General features: G+C 56.3%; 18 protein-coding genes. 7 read left to right on the top strand and 11 right to left on the bottom strand.

Annotated elements, in window-relative coordinates; genetic code table 11:
• The first annotated feature begins 46 nt into the window (after window positions 1-46).
• Window positions 47-1,879, top strand: coding sequence for a hypothetical protein (locus tag ACE1BR_RS12770; protein WP_374870813.1), 1,833 nt, complete (start codon window positions 47-49; stop codon window positions 1,877-1,879).
• A 129-nt stretch (window positions 1,880-2,008) separates the two neighbouring features.
• On the opposite strand, the gene fdhF is transcribed toward ACE1BR_RS12770, so the two are convergent.
• The 4 genes from fdhF to ACE1BR_RS12750 all read right to left on the bottom strand — a co-directional run bounded on the left by fdhF (window position 2,009) and on the right by ACE1BR_RS12750 (window position 13,108).
• Window positions 2,009-6,175 carry a formate dehydrogenase subunit alpha gene (gene fdhF / locus ACE1BR_RS12765; protein ID WP_374870811.1) on the bottom strand — a complete coding sequence of 1,389 codons (4,167 nt, stop codon included), beginning with the start codon at window positions 6,173-6,175 and terminating at the stop codon, window positions 2,009-2,011.
• Window positions 6,176-6,637: 462 nt separating this feature from the next.
• Window positions 6,638-7,849, bottom strand: a complete 1,212-nt coding sequence (locus ACE1BR_RS12760; RefSeq protein WP_374870809.1) for an EAL domain-containing protein — start codon at window positions 7,847-7,849, stop codon at window positions 6,638-6,640.
• Window positions 7,842-12,089, bottom strand: a complete 4,248-nt coding sequence (locus ACE1BR_RS12755) for an ATP-binding protein (RefSeq protein ID WP_374870807.1) — start codon at window positions 12,087-12,089, stop codon at window positions 7,842-7,844. Before ACE1BR_RS12755 ends, ACE1BR_RS12760 begins: the two co-directional genes overlap by 8 nt.
• A gap of 380 nt (window positions 12,090-12,469) precedes the next feature.
• On the bottom strand, window positions 12,470-13,108 hold the full coding sequence (locus tag ACE1BR_RS12750) for a 3'-5' exonuclease (protein WP_374870805.1): 639 nt from the start codon (window positions 13,106-13,108) through the stop codon (window positions 12,470-12,472).
• A gap of 74 nt (window positions 13,109-13,182) precedes the next feature.
• Here ACE1BR_RS12750 and ACE1BR_RS12745 point away from each other — a divergent pair, with 74 nt between their 5' ends.
• From ACE1BR_RS12745 to ACE1BR_RS12735, 3 genes are all read left to right on the top strand, one after another.
• A complete protein-coding gene (locus ACE1BR_RS12745) occupies window positions 13,183-14,196 on the top strand; it encodes an IS5 family transposase (protein ID WP_374870803.1) in 1,014 nt (337 codons plus the stop codon).
• A gap of 256 nt (window positions 14,197-14,452) precedes the next feature.
• On the top strand, window positions 14,453-15,469 hold the full coding sequence (locus ACE1BR_RS12740; RefSeq protein WP_374870801.1) for a lipoate--protein ligase A: 1,017 nt from the start codon (window positions 14,453-14,455) through the stop codon (window positions 15,467-15,469).
• A 206-nt stretch (window positions 15,470-15,675) separates the two neighbouring features.
• Window positions 15,676-17,370 (top strand): pyridoxal phosphate-dependent decarboxylase family protein, encoded by a 1,695-nt coding sequence (locus tag ACE1BR_RS12735; protein ID WP_374870799.1) that lies wholly within the window; start codon window positions 15,676-15,678, stop codon window positions 17,368-17,370.
• Window positions 17,371-17,526: 156 nt separating this feature from the next.
• Here the strand turns inward: ACE1BR_RS12735 and ACE1BR_RS12730 are convergent, their stop codons facing one another.
• From ACE1BR_RS12730 to yiaY, 3 genes are all read right to left on the bottom strand, one after another.
• Window positions 17,527-18,156: an NAD(P)H-binding protein gene (locus ACE1BR_RS12730; RefSeq protein ID WP_374870797.1), complete on the bottom strand. Its 630-nt coding sequence runs from the start codon at window positions 18,154-18,156 to the stop codon at window positions 17,527-17,529.
• Window positions 18,157-18,311: 155 nt separating this feature from the next.
• Complete coding sequence (gene bamE / locus ACE1BR_RS12725; RefSeq protein ID WP_374870795.1) at window positions 18,312-18,650, bottom strand: outer membrane protein assembly factor BamE; 339 nt, start codon at window positions 18,648-18,650, stop codon at window positions 18,312-18,314.
• 136 nt (window positions 18,651-18,786) lie between these two features.
• The gene (gene yiaY / locus ACE1BR_RS12720) at window positions 18,787-19,938 is read right to left on the bottom strand and encodes an L-threonine dehydrogenase (RefSeq protein WP_374870793.1); all 1,152 of its coding nucleotides are present in this window, start codon (window positions 19,936-19,938) and stop codon (window positions 18,787-18,789) included.
• Between the two features lie 390 nt (window positions 19,939-20,328).
• On the opposite strand from yiaY, the gene udp reads away from it, so the two are divergent.
• Window positions 20,329-21,084, top strand: a complete 756-nt coding sequence (gene udp / locus ACE1BR_RS12715; protein WP_323927906.1) for a uridine phosphorylase — start codon at window positions 20,329-20,331, stop codon at window positions 21,082-21,084.
• Window positions 21,085-21,224: 140 nt separating this feature from the next.
• On the opposite strand, the gene ACE1BR_RS12710 is transcribed toward udp, so the two are convergent.
• The gene (locus tag ACE1BR_RS12710) at window positions 21,225-21,920 is read right to left on the bottom strand and encodes an RluA family pseudouridine synthase (RefSeq protein ID WP_374870790.1); all 696 of its coding nucleotides are present in this window, start codon (window positions 21,918-21,920) and stop codon (window positions 21,225-21,227) included.
• Between the two features lie 231 nt (window positions 21,921-22,151).
• Here ACE1BR_RS12710 and rihA point away from each other — a divergent pair, with 231 nt between their 5' ends.
• Window positions 22,152-23,087 (top strand): pyrimidine-specific ribonucleoside hydrolase RihA, encoded by a 936-nt coding sequence (gene rihA, locus ACE1BR_RS12705; protein WP_374870788.1) that lies wholly within the window; start codon window positions 22,152-22,154, stop codon window positions 23,085-23,087.
• Between the two features lie 32 nt (window positions 23,088-23,119).
• Window positions 23,120-23,587, top strand: a complete 468-nt coding sequence (locus ACE1BR_RS12700; RefSeq protein ID WP_374870786.1) for a hypothetical protein — start codon at window positions 23,120-23,122, stop codon at window positions 23,585-23,587.
• A 71-nt stretch (window positions 23,588-23,658) separates the two neighbouring features.
• Here the strand turns inward: ACE1BR_RS12700 and ACE1BR_RS12695 are convergent, their stop codons facing one another.
• The 3 genes from ACE1BR_RS12695 to ACE1BR_RS12685 form a co-directional block, all read right to left on the bottom strand.
• Window positions 23,659-24,258: a glutathione S-transferase family protein gene (locus ACE1BR_RS12695; RefSeq protein ID WP_374870784.1), complete on the bottom strand. Its 600-nt coding sequence runs from the start codon at window positions 24,256-24,258 to the stop codon at window positions 23,659-23,661.
• An 82-nt stretch (window positions 24,259-24,340) separates the two neighbouring features.
• Window positions 24,341-24,637, bottom strand: a complete 297-nt coding sequence (locus ACE1BR_RS12690) for a helix-turn-helix domain-containing protein (RefSeq protein ID WP_139472933.1) — start codon at window positions 24,635-24,637, stop codon at window positions 24,341-24,343.
• The gene (locus ACE1BR_RS12685; RefSeq protein WP_374870782.1) at window positions 24,634-25,164 is read right to left on the bottom strand and encodes a DUF1523 family protein; all 531 of its coding nucleotides are present in this window, start codon (window positions 25,162-25,164) and stop codon (window positions 24,634-24,636) included. Before ACE1BR_RS12685 ends, ACE1BR_RS12690 begins: the two co-directional genes overlap by 4 nt.
• Window positions 25,165-25,874 lie beyond the last annotated feature (710 nt).

Genomic DNA, 25,874 nt, shown 5'->3' with positions numbered 1-25,874 from the left:
GCATATTGCAGGCAATATTATGTTTTATAATGACATGGAGTTCAAGATGAAAAAGAGTTTACGGCTTGTTACTGGGGGTATAATAGGGTTAAGTTGTTTGTCTATTCAGTATGCGAATGCAGTAGTAACTGCTACACATACGACTCCTATAGCGGTTCATTTAGTTAATGATTCGCCAGGTTTTTCATTTATTGATGAAACCGGAAAGTATCTATATCATGATACATTGTCACAATATAATGAATATAACCCAAATAATGCTGATCACGCTTGGCGTTTCTTCAGCGCAAAAAACTATCAAGAGGCAAGCAATAATATAAAAGACAAGTTGCATGATTATAATGAGGTAAAAAAAATATATGATCAGGCAACTGTTCAGAACACTGTTCCATTGTGCATCAATACACCATTGATGAAGCGCATCCAACCACGTGGAAGTGGCTATAATTATATAAATTATTGTGGCTTAATGGATGTGTGGGTTGATCCGGATAGCGGGGATTGGTATGGCTTGTTACACGATGAAATTTTTGGTGTGACACCAAGATACGATGCAATTGAGCGAGTCAAATCAACAGATAAAGGTTTGAACTGGACTGTAATTGATGTTATCCAAACATCGCAGTTCGGTATGAAAGACTCTAGAGATGAAGTTCTGGGGCAAACATATAATTATGGTGGTGGTGATCCGCGGCTGTTTATTGATTATGCTTCAGGTTATTTCTATGTATTTTACACCAGTCGCATAATGAATCTTTCTGGTTGGTCTGGGTTTAGCTCGTTCATGCAAGAGCACGTCATGCGAGCCCCTATATCAGGCAAGATGTCACCAGACAGTTGGCGGAAATACCATAATGGTAAGTGGGAGAAATTTGAGACTAACGATTACTCCCTCGGTAATGCCGGTGCTGCCAGTAACATTGTCTCAGTGGACATTTCCTCCAAAGGCTATTTCTCTCCAGAATATGATCCCGATTCGATGAGCGGTACTGCATCAGAATTGGTAGAACAGGGGAAATTAGTCAACTCATCTTTGAGGGTCGCTAACGTTGCATGGAATAGTTATTTGGGGAAATATATTGCCACGCCGGAGCCATCATCAGGAGCGCAAAATGAAGGTAAGGCTCCTATGGAGTTTTATGTAACAGATAGTTTGTCCAGCCAGAAGTGGGAAAAGCTATTAACACTCAATGATTATGTGACGCGGTCCTGGTATCGCTTCATGATGGATCCGCAAGTACAAACATTGTCCAACTTCATTGTGGGTAAAACAACCAGAACGTATTGCTATATTGATTGTCAGCGATTTGGTGGTGAATATATCGATGTGACCTTCCAAAAAACCGATACAAATAATCAAGCTCTGATAGAGGAAAAACAGTTACGTAACCGTGAGGGCGAGGTACTGACCGCCGATAGTCGATTCAATCTGACGGTGAAGCATGGACAGGCTGATGGCGATCTCTCTTGGGGGCTCGTGAACCGGCAAGATGGTTATTACCATGTTGTAGCTTATCCGGCAGGACATATGGAGCAAAAAAGATATTTGAGCATTACAGAGTCAGGTAGTGTCAATGACTCAAGGCGTTGGGGAGCAGAGGTCGGGCTGGTTGCAGACCCTTGCCAGGGGGCTGAAACCTCGGATACATGTTTGAACTCACAGTGGGTCAAAGTATCGACAGTGCAGAGCCGTAATGATGGCAGTGAGCAACGAGATGGTAGCTATCGTCTGGTAAACCGGTTCAGTGGGTTGACGTTGAGTTTTGATTCAACCCAGGCGCTGAATCAACAAGTCAAGGTATCACCCTTCCGCTCCTGGGATTGTACCGACTCGACATGCAAGGATAGAAACAAGGCGGCATCGCAGATTTTGCAATAATTCAGTTCCTACCTGAGGGGCTCGTTTTATAGCATCATGATGCTGGTTATTGTTTTAATAATTGAGAGCCACCCGTTGGGTGGCTCTTTTTATTGTGATTTATCCAGCTGATTGCGTAGTTTATTCCGGTTAGACGGTCTCCATCTCATGCTTGTCTGCTGAGGATAGGTGGCAATCTACCTTGTCGATGCGTACAGCTGCGACCTTGAACTCGGGGATCTTGGCGTGTGGGTCGGTGGCATTGATGGTGAGCCGGTTGGCCGGGGCTTCGGCAAAGTGGAACGGAATGAACACCACGCCCGGTTGCATCCGTTTGGTGACGAAGGCGGGCAACTCGATATGGCCGCGGCGGCTGGTGACCTTCACCCGCTCGCTGTTGCTGATGCCCATCCGCTCGGCGTCCACCACGCTCATCATCACCCGTGGGCCAGCCAGCTTGTCGAGCCCCTTGGTCTTGCGGGTCATGGTGCCAGTGTGGAACTGCTCCAGCAGGCGGCCGGTGGTGAGCACGATGGGATAGGTCTCGTCGGGCAGTTCGGCGGCATAGCGGAACGGGGTAGCGACCATCTCCCCCTTGCCACGGGTGAACTGCTTGCCGTGGAGCAGGCGAGTGCCGTCGGGGGCCGCGTCGTTGCAGGGCCACTGCAGCCCTTGCACTCCCACCTTGTCCCACTGGATGCCAGCGTATTGCGGGGTAACCCGGCAGATCTCGGCGGTGATCTCCTGTGCGTTCTGATAGTGCCAGTCGCCGCCCATGGCGTTGGCGATCTGCTGGATGATCCACCAGTCATCCCGAGCCTCGCCCGGTGCCTGGAGGGCCGGAGTGAGGCGCTGTACCCGCCGCTCGGTATTGGTGAAGTGGCCACTCTTCTCGGCAAAGGAGCTGGAGGGGAGTACCACATCGGCCAGTTGGGCAGTTTCCGAGAGGAAGATGTCCTGCACCACCAGAAACTCCAGCTGCTTGAGCCCCTCGATGACGTGATGCTGGTCCGGATCGCTCAGCACCGGGTTCTCCCCCATCACATAGAGCCCCTTGATGCTGCCTGCACAGGCGGCATCTATGGTCTCGGTGAGGGTAAGGCCGGGCGTGCGCGGCAACTCTGGTTGCTGCCAGGCGGCGGCGAAGCGGGCATGAACCTCGGGGTTGGCCACCTTCTGATAGCCGGGCAGACAGTTGGGCAGCGCCCCCATGTCACAGGCACCCTGCACGTTGGATTGGCCTCGCAGCGGGTTAATGCCGCCCCCTTCAATGCCGATGTTGCCACACAGCAGTTGCAGGTTGGCGATGGCCCGCACGTTGTCGTGGCCAGTGGTGTGCTGGGTGATCCCCATGGAGTAGTAGATGGCAGTGCGCTCGGCGGTGCCGATGAGGCGAGCGAGCTCGATCACCTGCTCGGCCGGTACGCCGGTGACGAGGGCGACCTTGTCCGGGGCATAGGCCGGGGAGAGCACCTCTGCTTGCAGCGCCTCGAACCCTTCCACTCGTGCAGCAATATAGGCCTTGTCATGCCAGTCGTTCTGGATGATCTGCTGCATCAGGCCGTTGAGCAGCATCACGTCGGTGCCGGGGCGATGGGCCAGATAGAGGCTGGCATGGTCGGCCATCTCGATCCGCTTCGGATCGGCCACTACCAGCCGCGCCTTGCCCGTGGTGACTGCCCGCTTGATATGGGAGCCGATGATGGGGTGGGCCGCCGAGGTGTCGGAGCCGATGATGAAGATGAGATCCGAGTGATCAATGCTCGGGATGTCGTTGGTCATGGCGCCGCTGCCGAGCGATGCCTCCAGCCCGGTGACGGTGGAGGCGTGGCAGAGCCGCGCGCAGTGATCCACGTTGTTGGTGCCCAGCTCCCTGCGCATGAACTTCTGGAACAGGTAGTTCTCTTCGTTGGTGGTTTTGGCCGACGAGAAACCCGCCAGTGCATCGCTGCCATAGCGTTGGCGCAGGGCGGTGAAGCGCTCGGCCACCAGGACGATGGCCTCCTGCCAGCTGGCGGGCACCAGCTCGCCATCCTTGCGGATGAGCGGGGTGGTAAGGCGCTCCTCGCTCTGGATAAAGTCAAAGCCGAAGCGTCCCTTGACGCAGAGCAGCCCCTGATTGACCGGTGAGTTGCGATTCCCCTCCACATAGCGGATGCGGTTGTTTGCCTCATCGACGTAGAGGGTGACACCGCAGCCGACCCCGCAGTAGGTACAGATGGTATTGACCGGCGTGAGCAGTTCGGTGCGTCCCTGCGACTTGTCGCGGGCATCCACCAGGGCCCCGGTGGGGCAGACCTGTACGCAGGCGCCGCACTGCACGCAGTGGGAGTCGCCCATCGCCAGCCCGCTGTCGAACTGCGGCCGGTTCGAGAGGGTGCCATCGCTGTGCTTGGCAAAGCGCAGCACCCCCTGCACCGCTTGCTCACCACAGGTCTGCACGCACTGGCCACAGCCGATGCAGCGGTTGGCATCAAAGACGATAAATTCGCTGCTGTTATCCACTGCAAACTTCTGGCACTGGCTGGTATCGAGAGCGCTCTGCTCGACCTTGTATTCGGTGGCGTAGTCGCGCAGTGCACAATCGGTGTTGGCCTGACAGCCGCACTCGAGGCAGCGGCTGGCTTCGCTGCGGGCATCGGCATCACTCAAACCGCGCTCCACCTCGGCAAAGCTTCCCTCCCGCTCGGCGTCTGCCAGATGAGGCATGATGCTGCGGGCGACCTGATTGAGATGGGCAAACTGGGCGGGATCGACCTGCTTGAGTTTGGGAGCCTTGCAGGCGTTGAAAGGACGAACCGGATCGCTCATTTCACCGTGGAGGAACTGATCGATGGCCAGCGCGGCCTTGCGACCATCGGCGACCGCCTCGATGGCGGTGGCGGGCCCGCGGCGCAGATCGCCGATGGCGAACAGGTTGCCGTGGCCGCTGTGCATGGTCTCGGGGTGGGACTCCAGCGTCTGCCAGCGGGTGAAGGGGAGGGTGAGGGGCTCCCCTTCCATAAAGCTGAGATCCGGCTGCTGCGACACCGCCGCAATCACGGTATCAAACTCTTCAATGAGGTACTCGCCGGTTGGCTCCGGGCGGCGGCGACCGGAGGCGTCCGGCTCGCCGAGGGCCATCTTCTCGAGGCGTACCTGACAGACGCGACCACGGCTGTTCGGCAGGTTCTCTACCGGATTGGTCAGCATCATGAAGCGCACCCCTTCATGCTCCGCCTCGTCGATCTCGTACGCTTCGGCGGGCATCTCGGCGCGGGTGCGGCGATAGATAAGGGTGGTTTCGGCGCCGAGGCGTACCGCTGTGCGGGCGCAGTCGATGGCCGTGTTGCCGCCGCCGATCACCGCGACTTTCTTGCCGGTGGTGAGCCGCTTGGCCAGCATCCGATCCTTGAGGTAATCGACCCCGAGATAGCAGCCAGCCAGGGTGCTGCCCGGGTAATCCATTGGCACCGCCTTGGAAGCGCCGACTGCCAGACAGACCGCATCATAGTCACGGCACAGCGCCGAGAGGGTGATCTGGTGGCCCAGTCGCTGCTTGGTGTGGATCCGCATGCCACTCTGGCACATCAGGTCGATCTCCTGATCGAGGATCGCCTTGGGCAGCCGGTATTCGGGGATGCCGTAGCGCAGCCAGCCACCCGCTTCGGGCATCGCCTCGAACAGGTCGACCTCGAACCCTTCGTAACCCAGATAGTAACCGCAGGTGAGGCCGCCCGGGCCGCTGCCGATAATGGCAACCCGCTTGCCCTTGGCGGGCTTCTTTGCCGGTTGATAGGGGGCCACCTCGGCCAGATCGAGATCGGCGGCATGGCGCTTGAGCTGGCGGATGGCCAGCGGCTCATCCACCAGCGCGCGGCGGCACTCCGCCTCGCAAAATGCAGGACAGACCCGGCCGATGGAGAGGGGCATCGGCAGGGTTTGCTTGATGACGGCCATTGCCGCCTCGTGCTCCCCCATGGCGATGTGATGCAGATAGGATTGAATGTCCACCCCGGCCGGACAGGCGCGTTGGCAGGGGGCTTCGCAATCGGCGTAGTGATCCGAAAGGATGCGGCCGAGCGCCTGCTGGCGGTGCGCGCGCAGGGCATCGCTGTGCGTCGTGATCATCATCCCTGCCTCGGGGCGCGTCTCGCAGGCGCGCCGGATGCCGAGACCGGCAATCTCGACCACGCAGAGATCGCACGGCGTCTTGGGGGCGCTGGTGTTGTCACCGCACAGGGAGGGGATGTCGATCTGGTGCTGTTTGGCAATCTGGAGCAGGGTCTGGGTCGGGTTAACCGTCAACTGAGCCCCATCGAGAGTGATGGTGATCATGGCGTCATAAACTCGCTTTCAAGGCGCAGAAAATGCTGCATCTGGCGGAGCCAGCAAGGGAAGCGACAGGGCGTCGCTGGTTATGGGCTCACCATAACAAAGGTTATTTACAACTTTATTTGATTTTGAACAGGTTATTGCACTAAAGGGGAAAACGATTTCAGATTGTGCGGTGCGCCTCATCAAATCGACGGTTATTGATATTTATTCCTGATATAGCAGTCTGTTAGCAATGTTATTGATATCTGCAGAATGTCGATTTCGGCGATCTGAACGCGGGCCTATGGCATTGGAACGTTAGCTTTTGCTATCAACTATGCAACTAATTTTGCGGTCATGCTGGAAGGAGATCCGTAATGTGGAGACAGATGCAAAGCGGCCACCTTGTTCCAGGTGGCCGTTCATTAGGTCGGAGGAGCTGCGTTGACGGTTTGCCGTCTCACTGCGTCCGGTCGGGTGAAGTCAGTGGGATATCAGTGTTGGCAGGCGCGCCTGCCATGTCTGGTGCCAGTGCTGCAGTTCGTTGCACGGCATCGGGCGAGCGGTGAAGAAGCCCTGACAGATATCACACCCCAGTTGGGTCAGTAACTGCCAGGTTTGCGCATCTTCCACCCCCTCTGCGACCGATGTTAGCCCCAGTTTGCGCGCCAGTTCGATGCTGGATTCGATGATGGCCAGGTGGGAGGGATCGGCGTAGCAGCGATCGACAAACGAGCGGTCAAGCTTCAGTTCGGTAAATGGCAGTAGGGCCAGCTGTTGCATTGAGGAGTAACCGGTACCGAAATCGTCGATGGAGAGGCCAAAGCCGTGCATCCGTAGGCGGGTGAGTGCTTCCAGTGCCTTGCCGAGATCCTGTACGAAGGAGCTCTCGGTAACTTCCAGAGTGATCAGTTCAGGGTTGACGCCCCAGCGCTGACACTGGTTGATCAGGAAGTGACAGAGATCCCCCTCGATCAGCGAGGTGGTCGACAGGTTCATCGACAGATTGAGAGAGAGGCCGATCTGTTCCCAGAGATGGCAATCCTGTAGCGACTTGTTGATGATGACGTCGGTCAGTTGGTCGATAAGGCCGTTCTTTTCTGCCAGTGGAATAAACACGGCGGGCGACACCAGCCCATATTCCGGATGCTGCCAGCGGGCCAGCGCTTCCATGCCTACCCATTGACCCGAGGCAAAGGCCACTTTGGGTTGATACCAGGGCAGCAGCTGGTTGTTGTCGAGGGCGCGACGCAGCTCATCTACCGACAGGGTAAGGCCACTCTTCTGGGCCAGGGGGGCCGATGCCGGTGACCAGGCATCGATCAATTGCCGGAGTTGCTGCGGGCTCGACGGTTTGTCGATGCGGCCCAGCACATGGAGGCCATAGGCTGCGCTCATGCGCAGCACGGCATCCACGACATCATCTTCCAGTGCGCTGGAGAGGATAATGCCCCCCTGGAAACCGCCCAGCGAGAGGCGCCGCAGCAGAGCCATGCCATCCATGCCGGGCATTCGCAGATCACAGAACAGAATATCGACGGTGTGGCTCTGGCACAGGGCCAGTGCCGTAATACCGTTCTCTGCCTCCAGCAGATGCTGATAGCCGAGCGTTCGTATCTGGTGTATCAGGGTCTTGCGTTGAAACGCATGATCTTCCACTACCATGATGACCAACTCATCTGCCGTCTTACTCATCGAGCCATAGTCCCATTTCCCGTTCAATATCGTGCATCAAATCGATCACTCCCTGTCCCAACGCGGCCAGCGAATCCAGTTGTTTCAAGCGGGCGGCAGACTCCAGTCTGGCCACCTGGTCTGCCAATGTTAACTCACCGACCATGCGGGCAGCACCCTTGATGCGGTGGGCGACTTCAACCAGGCCCTTCATATTGTTGGTGGAGAGATACGCTACCATATCGTGGCAATCCTGCTGGTTGGATGTCAGATATTTGCCTGCCATGTCTCGGGCGATTTGTTCATCACCAAATAGCTCTTGCCAGCGTTTGGCCAACATGACGGTATTCGGTTGTTCCGCTGTCGGGTGTGCCTCAGGCTGGTCGGTTACCGGCAACCACTGCGCCAGTATCTGGCGTAGTGACTCGAGTGAATAGGGCTTGAACAGCATGCCGTTCATGCCGACTGCCTTCATGCGGGCAGAGGCCTCTTCCGACGTATCGGCAGTAACCCCTATGATGGGGGTCTGTTCTCCCTGTGCCCGCAGGTGCCGGGTCAGCGTATATCCATCCATGACCGGCATATGACAGTCAGTCAGCAAGAGCGAGAAGTGCTGCTCTTGCCAGGCTTGCAGCGCCTTCTCACCATTATCAACGACCTGACACTCAATTCCCAGAATACCCAATTGACGGACCAGCAAGGTTTGGTTGACTGCATGGTCGTCGACAACCAGCACTCGTCCGCTCAGTTTTCGGGTGGTTGTCTCTTGGGTTGGTGTCGAGCCGTTGGCGACCAGATCATGACAACTTTCAAGCAAGAGATCCGGATAGAGAGGTGATTGACCGAGTCGCCACCAATGCCTGGTGTCCATCCGTCCTCGAAGCGCCTCGCGATGGGAAAGTACCACCCCCTTGAGTGCGCTGGCTTGCAGTACCGAGAACCACTCCTTGCCAAGTGCGGCCTCCAATGCTGACTCTTCAGCCAGGAGCAACCCGCTCAGCGTCGCGGTGATCTGGCCTGGCTCCAGCGGGGTTAAGGTTGCCCCCAGTTGACTCATGATTGCCTGCAAGGCGGGATCCTTGCCAAAAAACCACCATTGGCTCCCGGCCAGAGCGGGCGGGTCCCACTGGCAATTGACCAGCGGGATGGTGAAAGCGAAGCAGGAACCTTCACCCGCCTGACTTTGGACCGTCAGGGTGCCGCCCATTTTGTTCAACAGCTGATTGCAGATGGCCAGACCTAGTCCGGTGCCACCAAAGCGACGATTGATATCGGATTCCAGCTGCTCGAATGGTGTAAACAGACGGGCCTGTTTCATTTTGGCAATACCGATCCCGGTATCAGCGACAGAGACGGCCAACTGCTGCCTGTCGTAACCAATCCGGATCGAGATGGAACCCTGCTCGGTGAACTTCACTGCGTTATTGAGCAGATTTGAGAGCACTTGGCCGACCCGGAGTACATCGATGTCCGCTTGATCAGGCACGGTGTCGTCCCAATGGATCGCCACTTTTAACCCTTTGCCATAAGCCAGTGTGGCATGGCCACGGATCACATCGCAAATCGCGGATTGTAACCGGCAGGTTTGGTAATGCAGTTGCAGTTGTCCCGCCTCAATTTTGGAAAAGTCGAGAACATCGTTGACCAGATAGAGCAAGGTGTTGGCAGAACTCTCCACATTGCGCAGCAGATAACGTTGATCGTCATCCAGTGAACTCATTCGCAGCAGCTCCAGCATGCCGTGCATGCCCGAGATGGGGGTTCTCAACTCATGGCTCATGGTGGCCAGAAAACGGCTGCGAGCTTGCATGGCTTGTTCGGCTGCTGCGCGTGCCTCACGCAGTTCATGTTCCTGCTGTTTGAGGGCGGTGATGTCCTGCACTACGCCATTTAGAAGCAACATGTCATTGGCGTGTTTGGCGAAATTGCCGCGTACCTGCAGATAGCGTTGTCCATCAGGCGTCGGGATTTTTACCTCTACATCCACCGGTGTCAGTGTTCTCGCATGATTGGCAATCTGGTTGATAAAGTCCTGCCGCTCACCGTCTGCCAAGCCGAACGGCGAACTGCCTGATGTCGACTCCAGCAGTGCCTGCGGCGACACACCGAGAATGTCTTTAGCCCCTTGTGATATGTGCAGGAATTTCCCTTTTCCCGGTGCCTGCCACCAATATTGGTAAACCATTCCCGGCATACTGTCGGTGATATCCCGTAACCTGGCTTCGGCCACCAACATCTTGTGTTCTGCCGCTTTCAGGGCACTGACGTCAGTCAATACCGTCAAGATCCCCTGGATTTCGCCATCCGGTGCTCGATAAGGCAATTTGACATAGATGACGTGCAGTGGTGCTTCATCATGACGGTGGGTATAGCCACTGCCCTCGAGCATATGACCGGTTTCCCAGACGAGGCGTTCCTCGCGAAACATTTTTTCGCGCTCGTCGGACGGCATATAACTCCAACCATCCCCTCCGCTTTCGGCACCGATAAATACCTGGCGATAGGCTTGATTACATAACGTCAGATTTTGCTGTCGGTCTCGCAATGCCACCATGTTGGGCAAGGAGTCAATAAGTGTACGTACAAAAGCCAACTGTTCGTTCAGCTTATTTTCCGCAATTTTTCGCTGCACAATTTCACGCTGTAACTTGCGGTTCCATGCGCCAAACAGCATAAAAATGATTGTGGCCGCAGTGCCCCCGATCGTGAACCAGAGCAACACGGTTTCGCTCTTCAATCCCGTCTGTACGCTCATTGATAGCCAGCGTTTTTCCAGCTTGTCAAATTCGTCTGGGGGTATCGAATAGAGCACCTTGGTGAGGATGCGTTGCAACATAGGATCGGGTTGCACTGCCATCGCGATTGGTAAGCGCAAATCGCTCCCGGAATAGACAATCTGATAACGTTCGCTAATTTTCCGGTTCATCGATGGCATGGTCAGAAAAATATAATCGGCCTCACCGTTATCCAGCAGCTCTAATAAGCAGTAGTCGTCATCTACCCCGATTGGATGTGCTCCAATTTTTTCCAGCAATGCTTTGTCGGTCGAACCGAGCACCATGCCGACCCGTTTCCCCTTAAGGTGGGATAGATCGGGAATGTCGGTACTGCGTTTGGGGCCAATCACTACTCGCTCAACGAACAAGTAGCTGGGGGTAAACAGTGAATATTTAGTGCGTTCCGTAGTTGGCGATATGGTGGGAATGAAATCGATCTGTCGGAGTTTGAGCAAATTCTGGGTTTCACTCCAGTTATCGGTGTGTACCAATGAGAAGTTGAGCCCTGAATATTGATGCATCAGGTTCATCAGGTCTGCGACAAAACCGACCAGCTGGCCTCGATAATTGAACTCGCTGATTGATGTCCAATTTGGCGAGATGCCATATGTCAGCTCCGGGTGCTGTTTCAGCCACCTCCGTTCTTCGGCAGAAAATTCAATAGGTCTGGCATCCCCTGATTGGGATTTGCTTAATGCTGTGGTGGCCTCCAGCATATGGCGGCGCTCCTCCACCGGGATCTCGTTGAATGCCTTGGTGATCAGACTGACAAGGGTGGGATTGTCATGATTCAGGTTGATGGACAGTGAGTCAGCTTTTATCCATTCCGGGGTGGCAACAGTGAATCCTGTATTAGGATAGAGCTCTTGCAACATGAAAAGTGATGGCATTGCTGCCAAAAATCCATCAGCAAGTCGTTGCTTGAGTATAAAAACGGCTTCATTGCGACTATCTACCTCGACCACGCGCTGGGAGGTCCATTTTTTCACTTCATCGCAAGAGCCACCTCCTGTTACGCACACCCATTTCATCTTGCTGGCATCCTGTGGCGACAGGACGGTTTTGCCGTTGTTGAGTAATACCCCTCTTGGTATCGCAAACAAAAAAGGGATGGATACAATGCTCGGTTGCCACTGTGCGCCAGGTTGATAATTGATCAGCAGATCTATCTCGTTATTTTGCAGACCACTTAATGCATGGGCATAAGAGGGATAAACCTTGTAACGCAGGGTCAAGCCAAGTCTTCTGGCGAGTTGCTGCGCAATATCAGGCACCGGGCCATTAAAACGCTGGTCTGCATCTTTATAGCTATAGGGTGGATCTCCCATCATCGGCATACCGATGATTAACTCCTGATGGGAGGAAAGCCATGAGCGTTCTGATAAATCAAATGCATCTTCATTGATGTTGGGATAGGCATGCGCAGCCATGCTCCAAAGCAGTAACAAGAGGCACGGAAAAAAGCGGTGATAATGGCGGAGCATCAACGAGTTCCAACAATTAATTGGGCACACATAATATGTGGTTTCGAAAGAGGCGGCCAATATCAATTTGTCACACAACTGAGTCTGGTTGCAATAGATGCTATTCACAGCAGCGAAGTGGCCGCAAATCTCTCGGCAAAGCCGTGAGGCGCATCACTAAAGTTTCCCCGTGTTTTGCATGCTGGTGGTTCTATATGAACACATCATGCTTTAGCGATGCCCAAAGCATCGCCATCCTCAAACAAATCACCCGCCCGTAGCTTTGTCGTGAGCATGGTATCGACACGACCACCTTTAGATGTGGCGCTTTAGCTTGGGAGGCCGGAATGTGTCCTGCGATTGTTTACTTCACGAACAGGGAGGACTACATCCCATCGCAGTTACAACTCCAGTTCGATAATGGGGAGTTCCCACCGCTCATTTCGAACTTGCTCCTGATAGGCATCGTCTTCCTGCTCTTTGCTCCGTTCAATCATGGCGATGACGTTGGCGTGCCGGATGGTGGCAAACTGGTTCAGCCAGATCTGATGAGCACTCTGGGAGAGACGAGCTACGGGCGTTTGACCATGGAAAACATGAAGTTTCTGCAGCTTGTCGATATCAATACGTACAGCGTCTCCGACGTGTAATTGCCGCAGATTCTGGTGTATCGGGTGATTTTCATTGCTACGTCCGGCATAACCGATATCCAGTTGGCGCATACCCATAATGGCAAAACGGCGCAGCCGTATAGGGGCGATGGCCAGGATCGACTCCTGGTAACAACGTTCGGTAATGAGAGGAAGGTGGGGATGCCGCTGGTCAGCGCGGGACATAACCACCAAACGTTCGATCGCTCGGGTCATCGCGACATAGAAGAGACGTCGCTCTTCCTCGATGTTGTTCGAGGCACTTTCTGCACTGCGTTGCCAGCCGCCATCAAGGATCAATACATGGCGATACTCTTCCCCTTTAACGCCATGTACCGTGCTGAGAAGTACGCCCTTGCCAAAGCGGATCTGCCGACGCTGTTCGCTCAAGTATTAGGAAAGGAGCGAACAAGTCCCTGATGTGAGATCATGAGCCCCTCTTGGCATCAGGGATGAGGTACAGCATGAGTCACCAGCTCACCTTCGCGGACTGCGAGTTCAATGGCAAACGCCGCAAAACCCGCAAAGAGATATTCTTGGCTCGCATGGACGCTTTGCTCCCATGGTCAAGGATGCTGGAGGTCATCGAACCCGTCTATCCCAAAGCTGGTAACGGGCGTCGTCCCTACCCACTCGATACCATGCTGCGCATTCACTGCATGCAGCAGTGGTACAACCTCAGCGACGGCGCCATGGAAGACGCACTCTACGAGATTGCCTCGATGCGTCTGTTTGCCACACTCTCCCTGGACCAGGCAATCCCTGACCGCACTACCATCATGAATTTCCGGCATCGGCTGGAGCAGCACCAACTGGCACGTCAACTCTTCGACGCCATCAACCAGTGGCTCTCCGATGCGGGCATCATGATGAAGCAAGGCACGCTGGTCGATGCCACTATCATCGAAGCCCCCAACTCCACCAAAAACAAGCGTGGAGAGCGTGACCCCGAGATGCACCAAACCAAGAAAGGCAATCAATGGTATTTCGGCATGAAGGCCCATATCGGCGTTGATGCCAAGAGTGGCCTGACTCACAGTCTGAAGACCACGTCAGCCAACGAGCACGACCTCAATCAGGTGGGTAATCTGCTCCATGGTGAGGAAGAGTTTATATTCGCTAATGCTGGATATCAGGGGGCTGAAAATCGTGAAGAGCTGGCCGATGTGAAGGCTCAATGGGCGATTGCCATGCGCCCTGGCAAGCTCAAGGAACTCAAAAAGCATCCTCGTAAAAACAAGGCAGTAATTGTTTTTGAGAGGTTCAAATCCAGCGTCCGCGCCAAGGTGGAACATCCGTTCCGGCTTATCAAACGCCAGTTTGGGTTTGTGAAAGCACGGTACAAGGGGCTGCGGAAGAACGACAACCAACTGGCGATGTTGTTTACGCTGGCGAACCTGTTTCGAGTGGACCAGATGATACGGGGATGGGATAGCTGCGTCGCAAAATGCGAGGTAAACCCCGAAAAAGGGGGATAATGGAGCAAAAAACCAGATTTTGGAGTAAATACGTCCGAATTCTGGAGTAATGAAAATTTTAAACGCGAACAGGCTGCTTATGATGAAGGTGCGATCCACTTGTTCGCACCTTCCTTAGCTGCTGGTATGTATTCAATCGACATCGCAATATGTCGTGTGGTGAGGTGTTATGCAGCGCTTCGGATAATGTGCAACGAATCAGTGATGACCCAGTCAGTGTTATTATGCTGGCTCCTTTTTCGGATAAGGTCTTTTTATGTCTCGCCTGCGTCTGCTTATCTCTGACTCTCACGATCCCCTGTTCAATCTGGCCGTTGAGGAGTGCATCTTCCGTCAGATGGACCCTGGCCAGCGGGTGCTGTTCCTCTGGCGCAACGCCAATACCGTGGTGATCGGGCGTGCCCAGAATCCGTGGAAGGAGTGCAATACCCGCCGGATGGAGGAGGATGGGGTGACCCTGGCGCGGCGCAGTAGTGGTGGCGGCGCCGTGTTCCACGACCTTGGCAACAGCTGCTTCACCTTCATGGCGGGCAAGCCGGAGTATGACAAGAGCATCTCCACCGCCATCGTGCTGGACGGGCTCAAGCGGTTGGGGATTGAGGCCTTTGCCTCCGGTCGCAACGATCTGCTGGTCGATACCCCGGACGGGGAGCGCAAGGTATCGGGTTCGGCCTACCGGGAGACCCTAGATCGCGGTTTCCATCATGGTACCCTGTTGCTGGATGCTGATCTTGGCCGCCTTGCCAACTACCTCAATCCCGATCCCAAGAAACTGGCGGCCAAGGGGATCACTTCGGTGCGCAGCCGGGTCGCCAATCTGTGTGAGCTGCTGCCGGGGATCGATCATCAGCAGGTGAGCGAGGCGCTTACCGAGGCCTTCTTCCACTACTACGGCGAGCGGGTGCAAGCTGAGCATATCTCTCCCGAGCAGATGCCGGATCTGCCCGGCTTTGCCGAGACCTTCGTCCGCCAGCGCAGCTGGGAGTGGAACTTTGGCCATGCGCCCGCGTTTAGTCATCTGCTGGAGGAGCGGTTCAGCTGGGGTGGGGTGGAGCTGCACTTTGATGTTGAGAAGGGGGTTATCACCCGGGCGGAGCTGTTCAGCGATACCCTGGAGCCAGTTCCGTTCGACGTGCTGGCGACCGAGCTGGTGGGTTGCAGCTATCGGTCGGACGCGGTCGCCGCGCGCTTGCAGTCCTGGTTGGCGGCTTTCCCGCAGCAACAGAGCGAGCTGGCGGAGTTTGCCGAGTGGCTGCTTGCTTCCCTGCGCTGATGGCCGCGTTGTATTGAAGGCTCTGTCAGTCAAAATGTGAGCAAGATCGCGAAATGCAAAGAGGCGCTCCAAAGGCGCCTTTCTATCAGCCCTTGTCATGACTCATACATGACGAAAAGTAGGGTAGACCATTAGATATTGTCGCTGTCGGCGTCCCAGGCTCAGGGGTATAACAGCCGCACGTTTGCTGTACTAATGGTATAAAAATGAGTGACTTAGTTTATCTAAAAGACGAAAGCGTCAATGCCGTATCGGCCGAGTTTTCCGCCCGTTTCGCCACAGTCAAAGCCAACTTTTTCTCGCGTAATCCCGATCTCTGGCCGGTCTTTCGCGAACCCGGATTTGCCACCCTCAATGAATTTCGGGCCCGCGCGTTGGCACCCGATGCCCGTCTGAACGCCTGGCCTGATGGCCGCGCTTGCCTCGCCGAGCTTTGCCAGACGGCCCCGGTGCCTGCCGCCATGCGTACTCCGGGTGAGCCGATGGCCGAGCTGCTGTTTGCCGGTGCCTTGTCAAAGGATTGGGAGAACCCTTCCAGCGTCGAGAACGTCATCACCATGTCGGCGGATCCTGCCATCTACGGTGCCCAGCTGGGCATTCTGGCCAACCCCAATCTGGTCTACTCCGAATATGCCGGGGTGGCCGAGGAGCTGGAGAAGAAGGTGGTGCGCCAGATTGCGCTGCTGGCTGGCTATGATCCGGCCCGCGCCACCGGCATCTTCACCCAGGGGGGGACCTTCTGTAACCTCTACGGCTACCTGCTCGGTATTCGCAAAAGCTTGCCACAAGCCAAGCACAAAGGGCTCGGTCACTATCAGGATTACCGCATCATCAACTCCCAGGGCGGTCACTACTCCAACATCACCAATCTCTCCCTGCTCGGGGTCGATATCGAGAACAAGACCATCCGCATTCAGGTGGGGGAGAACAATGACATCGATCTGGTCGATCTTGAGCGCACCCTGACTGCCTGCTTTGCCCTCAAGCATGTGGTGCCCACCATCATGCTCACCATGGGCACCACCGATACCTTCGGGGTGGATCAGGTCAAGCCGGTGTTCGAGCTGCGCAATCGCCTCTGCGAGCAGTTCGAGGTGGCGGTCAAGCCCCATATCCACGTCGATGCGGCCATCGGCTGGTCGATGATCTTCTTCCTTGATTACGACTTTGCCGCCAATCCGCTTGCCATCAACAGCGCCACCCTGGCGGGGATCGAGCGCAACGTGGCGCGCTTTGCCGAGCTCAAATATGCCGACTCCTTTACCGTCGACTTCCAGAAGTGGGGCTATGTGCCCTACACCTCCAGTCTGGTGATGATCAAGGAGCAGGATGACCTCAAGGCGATGGAGAACGATCCGGAGAACTTCTCCTACTTCGAGCGGGACATTCAGGGTCAGACTCACCTGCAATCCACCATCGAGTGCTCCCGTGGGGCGAGCGGTCTGTTTGGGGCCTATGCGGCGCTCAACTACATGGGGGTGGAGGGGTATCGCACCGTGCTGGCCCACTGCCTGCAAAATGCCAACTACTTCCGCTTCCGGTTAAGTCAGCTGGGTAACGTCAAGCTGGTGGCGCAGGAGAACCAGGGGCCGAGCGTCGGCTTCAAGATCTACAACCCCGAGTGGGTGAGCGATCCGGAGGCCGAGTTCGCCTTCGAGCTGGCCCGCTCCAGCGACCCTGCCTACAAGGCGCGGCTGCAGCGCAACACCGACTACCACCGCAGCCTGTTCAAGGGACGCGGCAAGGTGGGGCTCTACACCAACTGGGTGGAGGCAGTGGCTCACTCTGACTATGACGCCCGCGGCAAATACTCCTACATTGCCGGGGAGAAAGCGGTCTTTATGAACCCCGCTTGTACCCGCGAGCAGATCGACGCCTTTATCGACCATATTCGCGGTTGATGGCGGTTGTTCTGACTGCCGATGGCGGCCAATAGTGGCCAGTGGTGGTTGGGGTTGCTCACGCCAATAGATAAACAAAGGGCAAGCCGGATGGCTTGCCCTTCTGTTTTAACGGCTGCAGTGCTGACTGTGCAGCGTTGGTGGGGAAGGCGGGGCTCAGATCGCCAGCAGTTGCTCATTCTCGACAATCTCGCACCCGGCGGGCTGAAGCGACAGGGCGATCATGGCGCGAGCCACCTGACGGGCCTCGATAGCGCGCCAACGGGCGAGCTTGCCCACCAGCAGTGGTCGAAACAGCGGATAGATCGCCTGAAAAATTTGCTCCGAGCGGCGCGGTGGCTGGCGATCCCCCAGCAACATGGCTGGTCGCACGATGGCAAGCCGCGGCCAGGATTGGGCCAGCAGCGCCTGCTCCATCTCCCCCTTGGTGCGCGGATAGAGGGCCGGGGAGTGCGGGTTTGCCCCAAGGCTTGAGACCACCACCAGTCGTTGGCAGCCGTGGCGACGGGCCAGATCAGCAAAGGCGAGCACATAGTCGAGATCGACCCGGCGAAACGCCTCGGCAGAGCCCGCCTCCTTGCGGGTAGTGCCGAGGGCACAGAAGGCGATATCGACCGGGCGGGAGAGAGTGACGCTGGCCAGATCATCAAAATTGACCGGCAGCCAGTGGTGCGCCTCTTTACCCGCTTTGCGACAGATCAGGGTCAGTTCATGCTCTGCGGGCAGTTGTTGCATCAGCTCGCGACCGATAAGGCCGCTGGCACCAGCAATCAGGATCCGGCTCATGGGTGTTCTCCCTGTTTCATTCGATGAGGGCGGCTTATCAGCATCAGTCAATTTGCAGGTGCCTGCAATGATGGTTGATGACTGTTTGCCGAGCAGAGTAAAAGCAGCAGGGGCTGGATAAAACAAAACCGGCGCGAGGCCGGTTTTGCGGGATATCAGAGCGGGGTGTTGAAGGCCGCTGGCAGCGGGAAGTCACCCGTTACCGTGGTGAGTCTGTCATTGGCGAAGGTGACGGTGAGCTCTTTACGCTCCTTGTCGCCATGGCCCGGCTGGAACTCATAGAGGTAGTACCAGCTGTTGGGGTCAAAGCTGTCGCGCAGCATGGGGGTTCCCAATACATAGCTGACCTGCTCGCGGGTCATGCCCTGGCGCAGTTTGTCGACCTGTTTTTGTTCCACATAGTTGCCCTGGGGAATATCGATGCGATAGACCAGGCTGCAACCGGAGAGGGTGAGGGCGGTCAAAGCCGCGGCAATCAGGTGTTTCATCCGCATATCGAGTTCAGATCATCCATACAGTCTTTTTGGCTCGGCAAATCATACCGACTCCCTGTGCGGAAGTAAAAAGCCATTGATCCATCAGCCAATAAAAAGGGCCGCAGTGCGACCCTTATCAGCAATCAATCAACTGTTACATGGCGGCGCGGAAGATGGCGACGATCTCTTCATGGCTCGCTTGTTTCGGGTTGGTGAAGCCGCAGGCATCTTTCAGCGCATTGCTGGCCAGGGTATCGAAGTCATCAGCCTTGACCCCGAGCTGCTCCAGACCGGCGGGGATCTTCACATCCAGCGCCAGCTGCTTGATGGCGGCAATGGCGGCGGCGGCACCCTGTTCGTCGTTCATGGCACTCACGTCCACGCCCATGTAGCGGGCCACATCCTTCAGACGGGCGGCGCTGACTTGCACGTTGTAGGTCTGTACGTGGGGCAGCAGAATGGCGTTGCAGACACCGTGCGGCAGGTCGTAGAAACCGCCCAGCTGGTGGGCCATGGCGTGTACGTAGCCGAGGCTTGCGTTGTTGAAGGCCATGCCAGCGAGGAACTGGGCATAGGCCATCTGCTCGCGAGCGTGCAGATCGTCGCCATGCTCAACCGCGGTACGCAGGTGCTTGGCAATCAGTTCGATGGCCATGATGGCGCTGGCATCGGTCACCGGGGTGGCGATGGTGGAGACATAGGCCTCGATGGCGTGGGTCAGGGCATCCATGCCGGTAGCGGCGGTGAGCCCAGCCGGTTTGGCCAGCATCAGTTCGGGGTCGTTGACCGACATCAGCGGGGTAACGTGCTTGTCGATGATGGCCATCTTCACGTGGCGTGCTTCGTCGGTGATGATGCAGAAGCGGGTCATCTCGGAGGCAGTACCGGCGGTGGTGTTGATGGCAATGAGCGGCAGTTGCGGCTTGGCGGAGCGGTCAACCCCTTCGTAATCCTTGATGTTGCCACCGTTGGCAGCGACCAGCGCAATACCCTTGGCGCAGTCATGGGGTGAGCCGCCGCCCAGTGAAATGACGCAGTCGCAGCCGTTGGCCTTGATCATCGCCAGACCTGCTTCGACGTTGCTGGTGGTGGGGTTGGGCTTGGTCTCATCGAACACCACGCTCTCAATGCCATGCTCTGTCAGCAGGGTGGTCAGTTTGGCGACCACGCCGATCTGGTTGAGGATCTTGTCGGTGACGATCAGCGCCTTGCGATAGCCATAACCCTTGATATCGGCCGCTGCCTCTTGCAGACAGCCAGCACCCATCAGGTTGATTGCGGGAATATAGAACTTGAAAGTAGCCATGATGGACTCCCTATAGTTAGCCATTAAGTGGTATACGGGCGTCAACATAGCACCGTCAGGGGGGATGAAAAGGGGGCTATGGTATCTGTGTTGCAACTTTATGGACTCGATCACGTACCGAAGAGATGGGGTGAGACAGTGATTGACAAGGCCTTTTGCCGTTTGCGCAGAGAAAAACGTTTGTCAATTAATTCATCAAGTTAGCAAACGTTTTGCGCGGAATTAGTGGCTGTCAATGCAAGGAAGTGTGAGGAGCTTCAAGGAATTGGAAAGCGCTTTCGACCATAGTTGGCGCCTCCCCGAAGAGGGGGGTAAAGGCTTGAAAGTATCATAAAGAACCATCTTAATTTGCGCCCTGACCATGCTGGCAGGGGGCACCAGGAGTCCACTATGTCTGATGTATTTCACTTGGGTTTGAAGAAAGCTGATCTGCAAGGCGCCACCCTGGCGATCGTCCCCGGTGACCCCGAGCGCGTCAAGCGCATAGCAGAGCTGTTGGACAACCCGGTGCACCTGGCCAGCCATCGTGAATTCACTTCCTGGCGTGGCGAGATGGACGGCAAGGCCGTGATCATCTGCTCTACCGGTATCGGTGGCCCGTCCACCTCCATCGCGGTGGAAGAGCTGGCCCAGCTGGGTATCACTACCTTCCTGCGTATCGGCACCACCGGCGCCATCCAGCCGCACCTGAACGTGGGTGACGTGATCGTGACCACCGGTTCCGTGCGCCTCGACGGTGCCAGCCTGCACTTTGCTCCGATGGAGTTCCCGGCTGTGGCCGATTACGAGTGCACCTCCGCACTGGTCGAGACTGCCAAAGAGATGGGCTCCAAGCTGCACATCGGTGTGACTGCCTCCTCTGACACCTTCTACCCGGGTCAGGAGCGTTACGACACCGTATCCGGTCGCGTAGAGCGCCGTTTCCAGGGTTCCATGAAAGAGTGGCAAGCTATGGGCGTGCTGAACTATGAGATGGAATCCGCCACCCTGCTGACCATGTGCACCAGCCAGGGCCTGCGTGCCGGTATGGTGGCTGGCGTTATCGTCAACCGTACCCAGCAAGAGATCCCGAACGCCGAAACCATGGCGAAGACCGAATCTGATGCCATCAAGATCGTACTGGGCGCTGCCCGCAAACTGATCTGATAGCACCACCACGAGTGGGGGGTGGGGGCCGTTGCGAAAGCGCGGCCCCTATCTTTATCTGCCGTTTGCCCCTTTTCCTCTCACGTCACCTCTTTTACTGATCCCGCTTCACTCGCGCTTATTGTTCCTACTCTTTGCCTCTAAAAAGGGGGCGCGCAGCGGATCTGCATCGGCTCGCCGCTCACCGGATGAGTAAAATCCAGCTCGCTGGCGTGCAGCATCAGCCTGGGTGCCTGTTCGCAGCCGGGTGACAGCAGACCGCCATAGAGATCGCAACCGAGGATAGGGTGACCCAGCAACTGGCTGTGGATGCGCAGCTGATGAGTACGGCCAGTCTCCGGCACCAGTTGCACCCGGGTCAGAGGGACGGTTTTCCCCTGCATCTGCTGCTCCAGCCGCTCAATCACCTGATAGCGGGAGCGGGCGGGTTTACCGCTGGTGGCGCAGATCTTCATCAGCGGGAAAATCGCCGGATCCTTGGCGATGGCGGCGTCGATAAACCCATCATCCTCAGCCAAGTGGCCGCACAGCAGCGCGCTGTAGGCCTTGTTCACCGCCCGCTGACTGAATTGCTGGCAGAGCAGGGCGTTGATGGCCTTGTTTCTGGCCACCACCATGAGACCTGAGGTGCCAAAGTCGAGGCGATGGACCAGGGTGCAGCCGGGATAATCCTGTACCAGCCGATAATGCACCGAATCGAGGTTCTGCGGGTTCTTGCCCGACAGGCTCAGCAGGCCGCTCGGCTTGTTGATCAGCAGCAGGTGCTCGTCGGAAAACAGGATCTCGATGGCAGCACTGCAGGGCGGGGCAATAAAGGTGTCGACGATAACAGACATAATGCACACGGGCAGAAAATGGGGGGCCATCATACCCAAGTGGCGGGGAGGGCGCGAATCGCTCTGCAGTATGCCGCTGTTCAACTGCAGCCCGCTTGTGGCGGAGCGCTGCGACAGGGTGAAGGTAACTGATTGAAAAAAATCGGGAACCGTTTTGTGACCCCCTCCCGAGTTCCCTTGTCGTGAGCTTGTTAAGGTAGAACCCCTTTTTATGTTGTAAGGACTCTTTCCATGGTACTGCCCGTTATTCTCGATTGTGATCCCGGCCACGACGATGCCATCGCCCTCATTCTGGCGCTGGCAAGCCCTGAACTGAAGGTGCTGGCGGTGACCACCAGCGCGGGCAATCAGACCCCGGACAAGACCCTCAACAATGCTCTGCGCATTCTGACACTGTTGGGACGCGACGATATTCCGGTGGCGGCGGGGGCACCGAAGCCGCTGGCCCGGGAGCTTATCATCGCCGACAACGTCCACGGTGAGTCGGGCCTCGATGGCCCCAAACTGCCGGATCCCGCCTTTGCGCCGCAGGCGATGACGGGGATCGAGCTGATGGCCAAATGTTTGCGCGAGAGCCCGGAACCCGTGACCCTGGTGCCGACCGGACCGCTCACCAATATTGCCCTGCTGCTGGCGGCCCACCCCGAGCTCAAACCCAACATTGCCCGCATCGTATTGATGGGGGGCGCCGCTGGGGCGGGCAACTGGACCCCGGCGGCGGAATTCAATATTTATGTGGACCCGGAAGCGGCCGATATGGTCTTCAAGTCGGGGATCCCCATCACCATGTGCGGTCTCGATGTGACCCACGAGGCGCAGGTGATGGACGAGGATATCGAGCGGGTGCGCGCCATCACCAATCCGGTGGCCCAGTGTGTGGCAGGTCTGCTCGACTTTTTCATGATCTACCATCGGGATCCCAAGTGGGGGTTTGCGGGGGCGCCGCTGCACGACCCCTGTACTATTGCCTGGTTGCTGGCTCCGGAGCTGTTCCATGGGGTGGAGTGCCGGGTCGATATCGAAACCCGGGGCGAGCATACCGTGGGGATGACGGTGGTGGATCGCTACGGCCTCACCGGCAAGCCAGCCAATGCGCTGGTGTTGCTGGGGCTGGATCGTCCCGGTTTTATCGATCTGCTGGTCAGCCGGTTACGGGCGTTTGACTGAGCACAGGTTCACTGTGCAATAAGGGGTGGAAAATGTGGAAGAGAGGGTTGGTGCTGCTGGCCGGGTTGCAACTGGTTGGCTGTGCGACGCCATTCGAGCGGATGTGGCAGGGGCTGGCGACCTGCGAGTTTACCGATCTCTATGTGGACGAGGCGGGCAGAGCCGCCAATCTGCAGCTGGCCAACTACACCCCTTACAAGGTGAGCGACGGCTTTGCCTGGTACAAGGTGCACGAAGAGCTGCACGGCCTGCCGGTGGTCGGCTTTATCGTGCCTGCAGCAACCTTCGAAGTGCATGCCCTGTTTGTCGATACCCCCATCGCCAACGCCCGCAGACTGACCCATAACGCCTATGGCAGCGAGTTTAGTGACGAGCAGAAGCACAATGAGGGAACGGCGCCTCTGTTACTGCGTGATCCCAATAACCCCAAGCGTTCCATTATCGACTGCACTCGCGGCGAGTCTGATGGGGAGCTTGAGGATTCAGCCATGCCCGAGTAGCGGTTGCCAATCATGCAGTCTGCTGAAACAGAGGGAACAGCTTGGCTGTTCCCTATTTATTGGGAGGTTTTCTATATTGATGGTTCTGCAGCTAATACGTGTTCAGCTTGCCTGATATGCATCAGATGACGATGGTAAAAATCATTACCAGCCCCACCATGTTGCAGTGCCTTTTTGTATATTGATGCAACAAAGATATCTGCGAGGCTAAAGTCATGGCCAATGGCAAAACCGGATTCGTTGCAAATGGTCGGGCTTAATTTATCAAGGCACATCATTATCCACTGTTCTCGCAATTTTCGCTTGGACAGCTCATCGAGCTCAGGCCGGAAAAATTGAAGCACACTCCTGTTTTGTGGAGTGTGCACAGTGGCATTGACGTATTCGCACACTCTGCGAATGGCGGCTTTTTCATTGAAGTCTTTACCAAGTAAAGGGTTGGCAACAAACCTCTCCTCGAGATACTCAGCGATGGCCATTGACTCGGAAAATATGACACCCTCGACTGATAAGGATGGAACATAGCCAAAAGGATTAATAGCCAGATATGTCGTGGTCAGTTCAGCTGAGCTAACCTCGATCCGCTGGTAGGGGATGCGCTTGAAGTTGAGCACCCACTCTACTCGTTCTGAGCTGTTGGAGCCTTGTGCGCTGTACAGTAACACGTCCATGTTTTCCTCAATAAACAGCTAACCATGACAACACAGCGCCAGCTTTATTTGCTGGCGCATATTCAGGTTCACCCTCACAGTCTCAGGGATAGCTCAGCGTCTCTTTGATAAGCGGCAGCTGGGCTGCAATCCAGTCAGGATTGATGGGCCCCCAGTCGCTGATGCGATAGTGCCCCTGCAGATGGCGAGCCCCCTCGGTCTGCTCGAAGGCGCAACTGATGTCGAGTTCGGCCAGCGCGCTCAAGGTATCCTGCGCAGTGCGGCGCGGCATGCCGGTCGCTTCCATGATAGCGGGTACCGTATCGGTGCCCTGGCTGATCAACCAGGCGACGTAGAGCCGCCGGTAGAAACTGGTGCGGGTCTTGCTCGGCTCACTCATATCTCATCCTCGAGGCGATCGAAGTAGCGCCAGGTCGCGATGGCGGCTTTGCCCATCACCAGTGCCCAGATGCCGAACCAGAACCAGCGGAAGAAGCTCCAGGTGGAGGCGTCAGGTTCGGTGCTCTCGATTTTTGTCACGTTCGGGAACATGGAGAGCATATTGATGCGCCAGCCATAGGAGGTGATGATGGCAAGCCGCTTTTCAAACTCCATCGACTTGGCCTTGGCTTGAACGTCAGCGGCGTTGAATTTGAAGTAGAAGGGCCAGCCCCACTCGGTATCTTCGTTGCGGAACACCCGGATATTTTCACCGGGGCGTTCGGTGTAGATGTAATAGACATCGGTGGTCGGGCCGTCAGCAGGATTCTTCTGGCTGATAGGGCCATCCTTGTCGGTACGCTTCACCTCGACCCCGGTGATGGTGGCAATGGTGTGCTCCGGCAGGTAGTAGTCGAGCCAGGTTGCGGAAACGAGGGCGATGAGCCCCAAAGCGATAAAGGCGGGTTTCTTGAATTTCAGGCTCATGGTGTTCTCACGTGAGGGGGAGTAACGTGCCTCTACCATACCGATATTTGGCAGGACAGCCCAGCCCCTCATGGCTCCATCAGCCAAAAAATGGCGTTTAAAACAATCACCTTTCATTGCATCTCTTGGTCACTGCCCGGTGCGCTTGCCGCAGCGGCGGGTTGATCGATGGGATCCCCCCATCTGACGACAATCAACCAACCGACCCGGTTATTGCTGACTGATGCAGCAAAAAAGCGCCATATGGGATCTGGAAAGCAGCGAGATGATCATCCGCAATCGGCTGACCAGTCGGGTTGTTTATCCCTTTTAGAGAGAGCGGAGGGGATGTTGAGTGCGCTTGTTCGTTCTTTGAACGCACTGGTGTACCGTATCGGGAGCGCAACAGGGCATAATATGTAAAGATTTTTGTTTATAAAATAAGGTGCTCTGTTTCATCACGGCTTCATCTCTGCCCTTGCCACGCGCCTGAGCCCAGCTTTTTTGCCGCTGTCCGATCGCAGTGATGTCAGAGCATGAAAGATTATTGATAGTTTATTCAATGGCATAAGTGTTCCGGCTGGGAAAATGGCGCGGCGCAAGCCTGACCGGGGAGATGACTGTCGTTGCTGGCAAAAATGGCCGATGAGCGAGGGTTTCTGCTTGTCTGAACAGTGCAGGATGGGCAAGATGACAGGCTCGGTAAAACTCAGGCTGTGCCTGGCTTTCTT

The organism is Aeromonas sp. MdU4 (assembly GCF_041929505.1).
Lineage (GTDB): Bacteria > Pseudomonadota > Gammaproteobacteria > Enterobacterales > Aeromonadaceae > Aeromonas.
The sequence above is the reverse complement of the archived record's forward strand: the minus strand, read 5'-3'. Positions and strand labels throughout refer to the sequence as shown.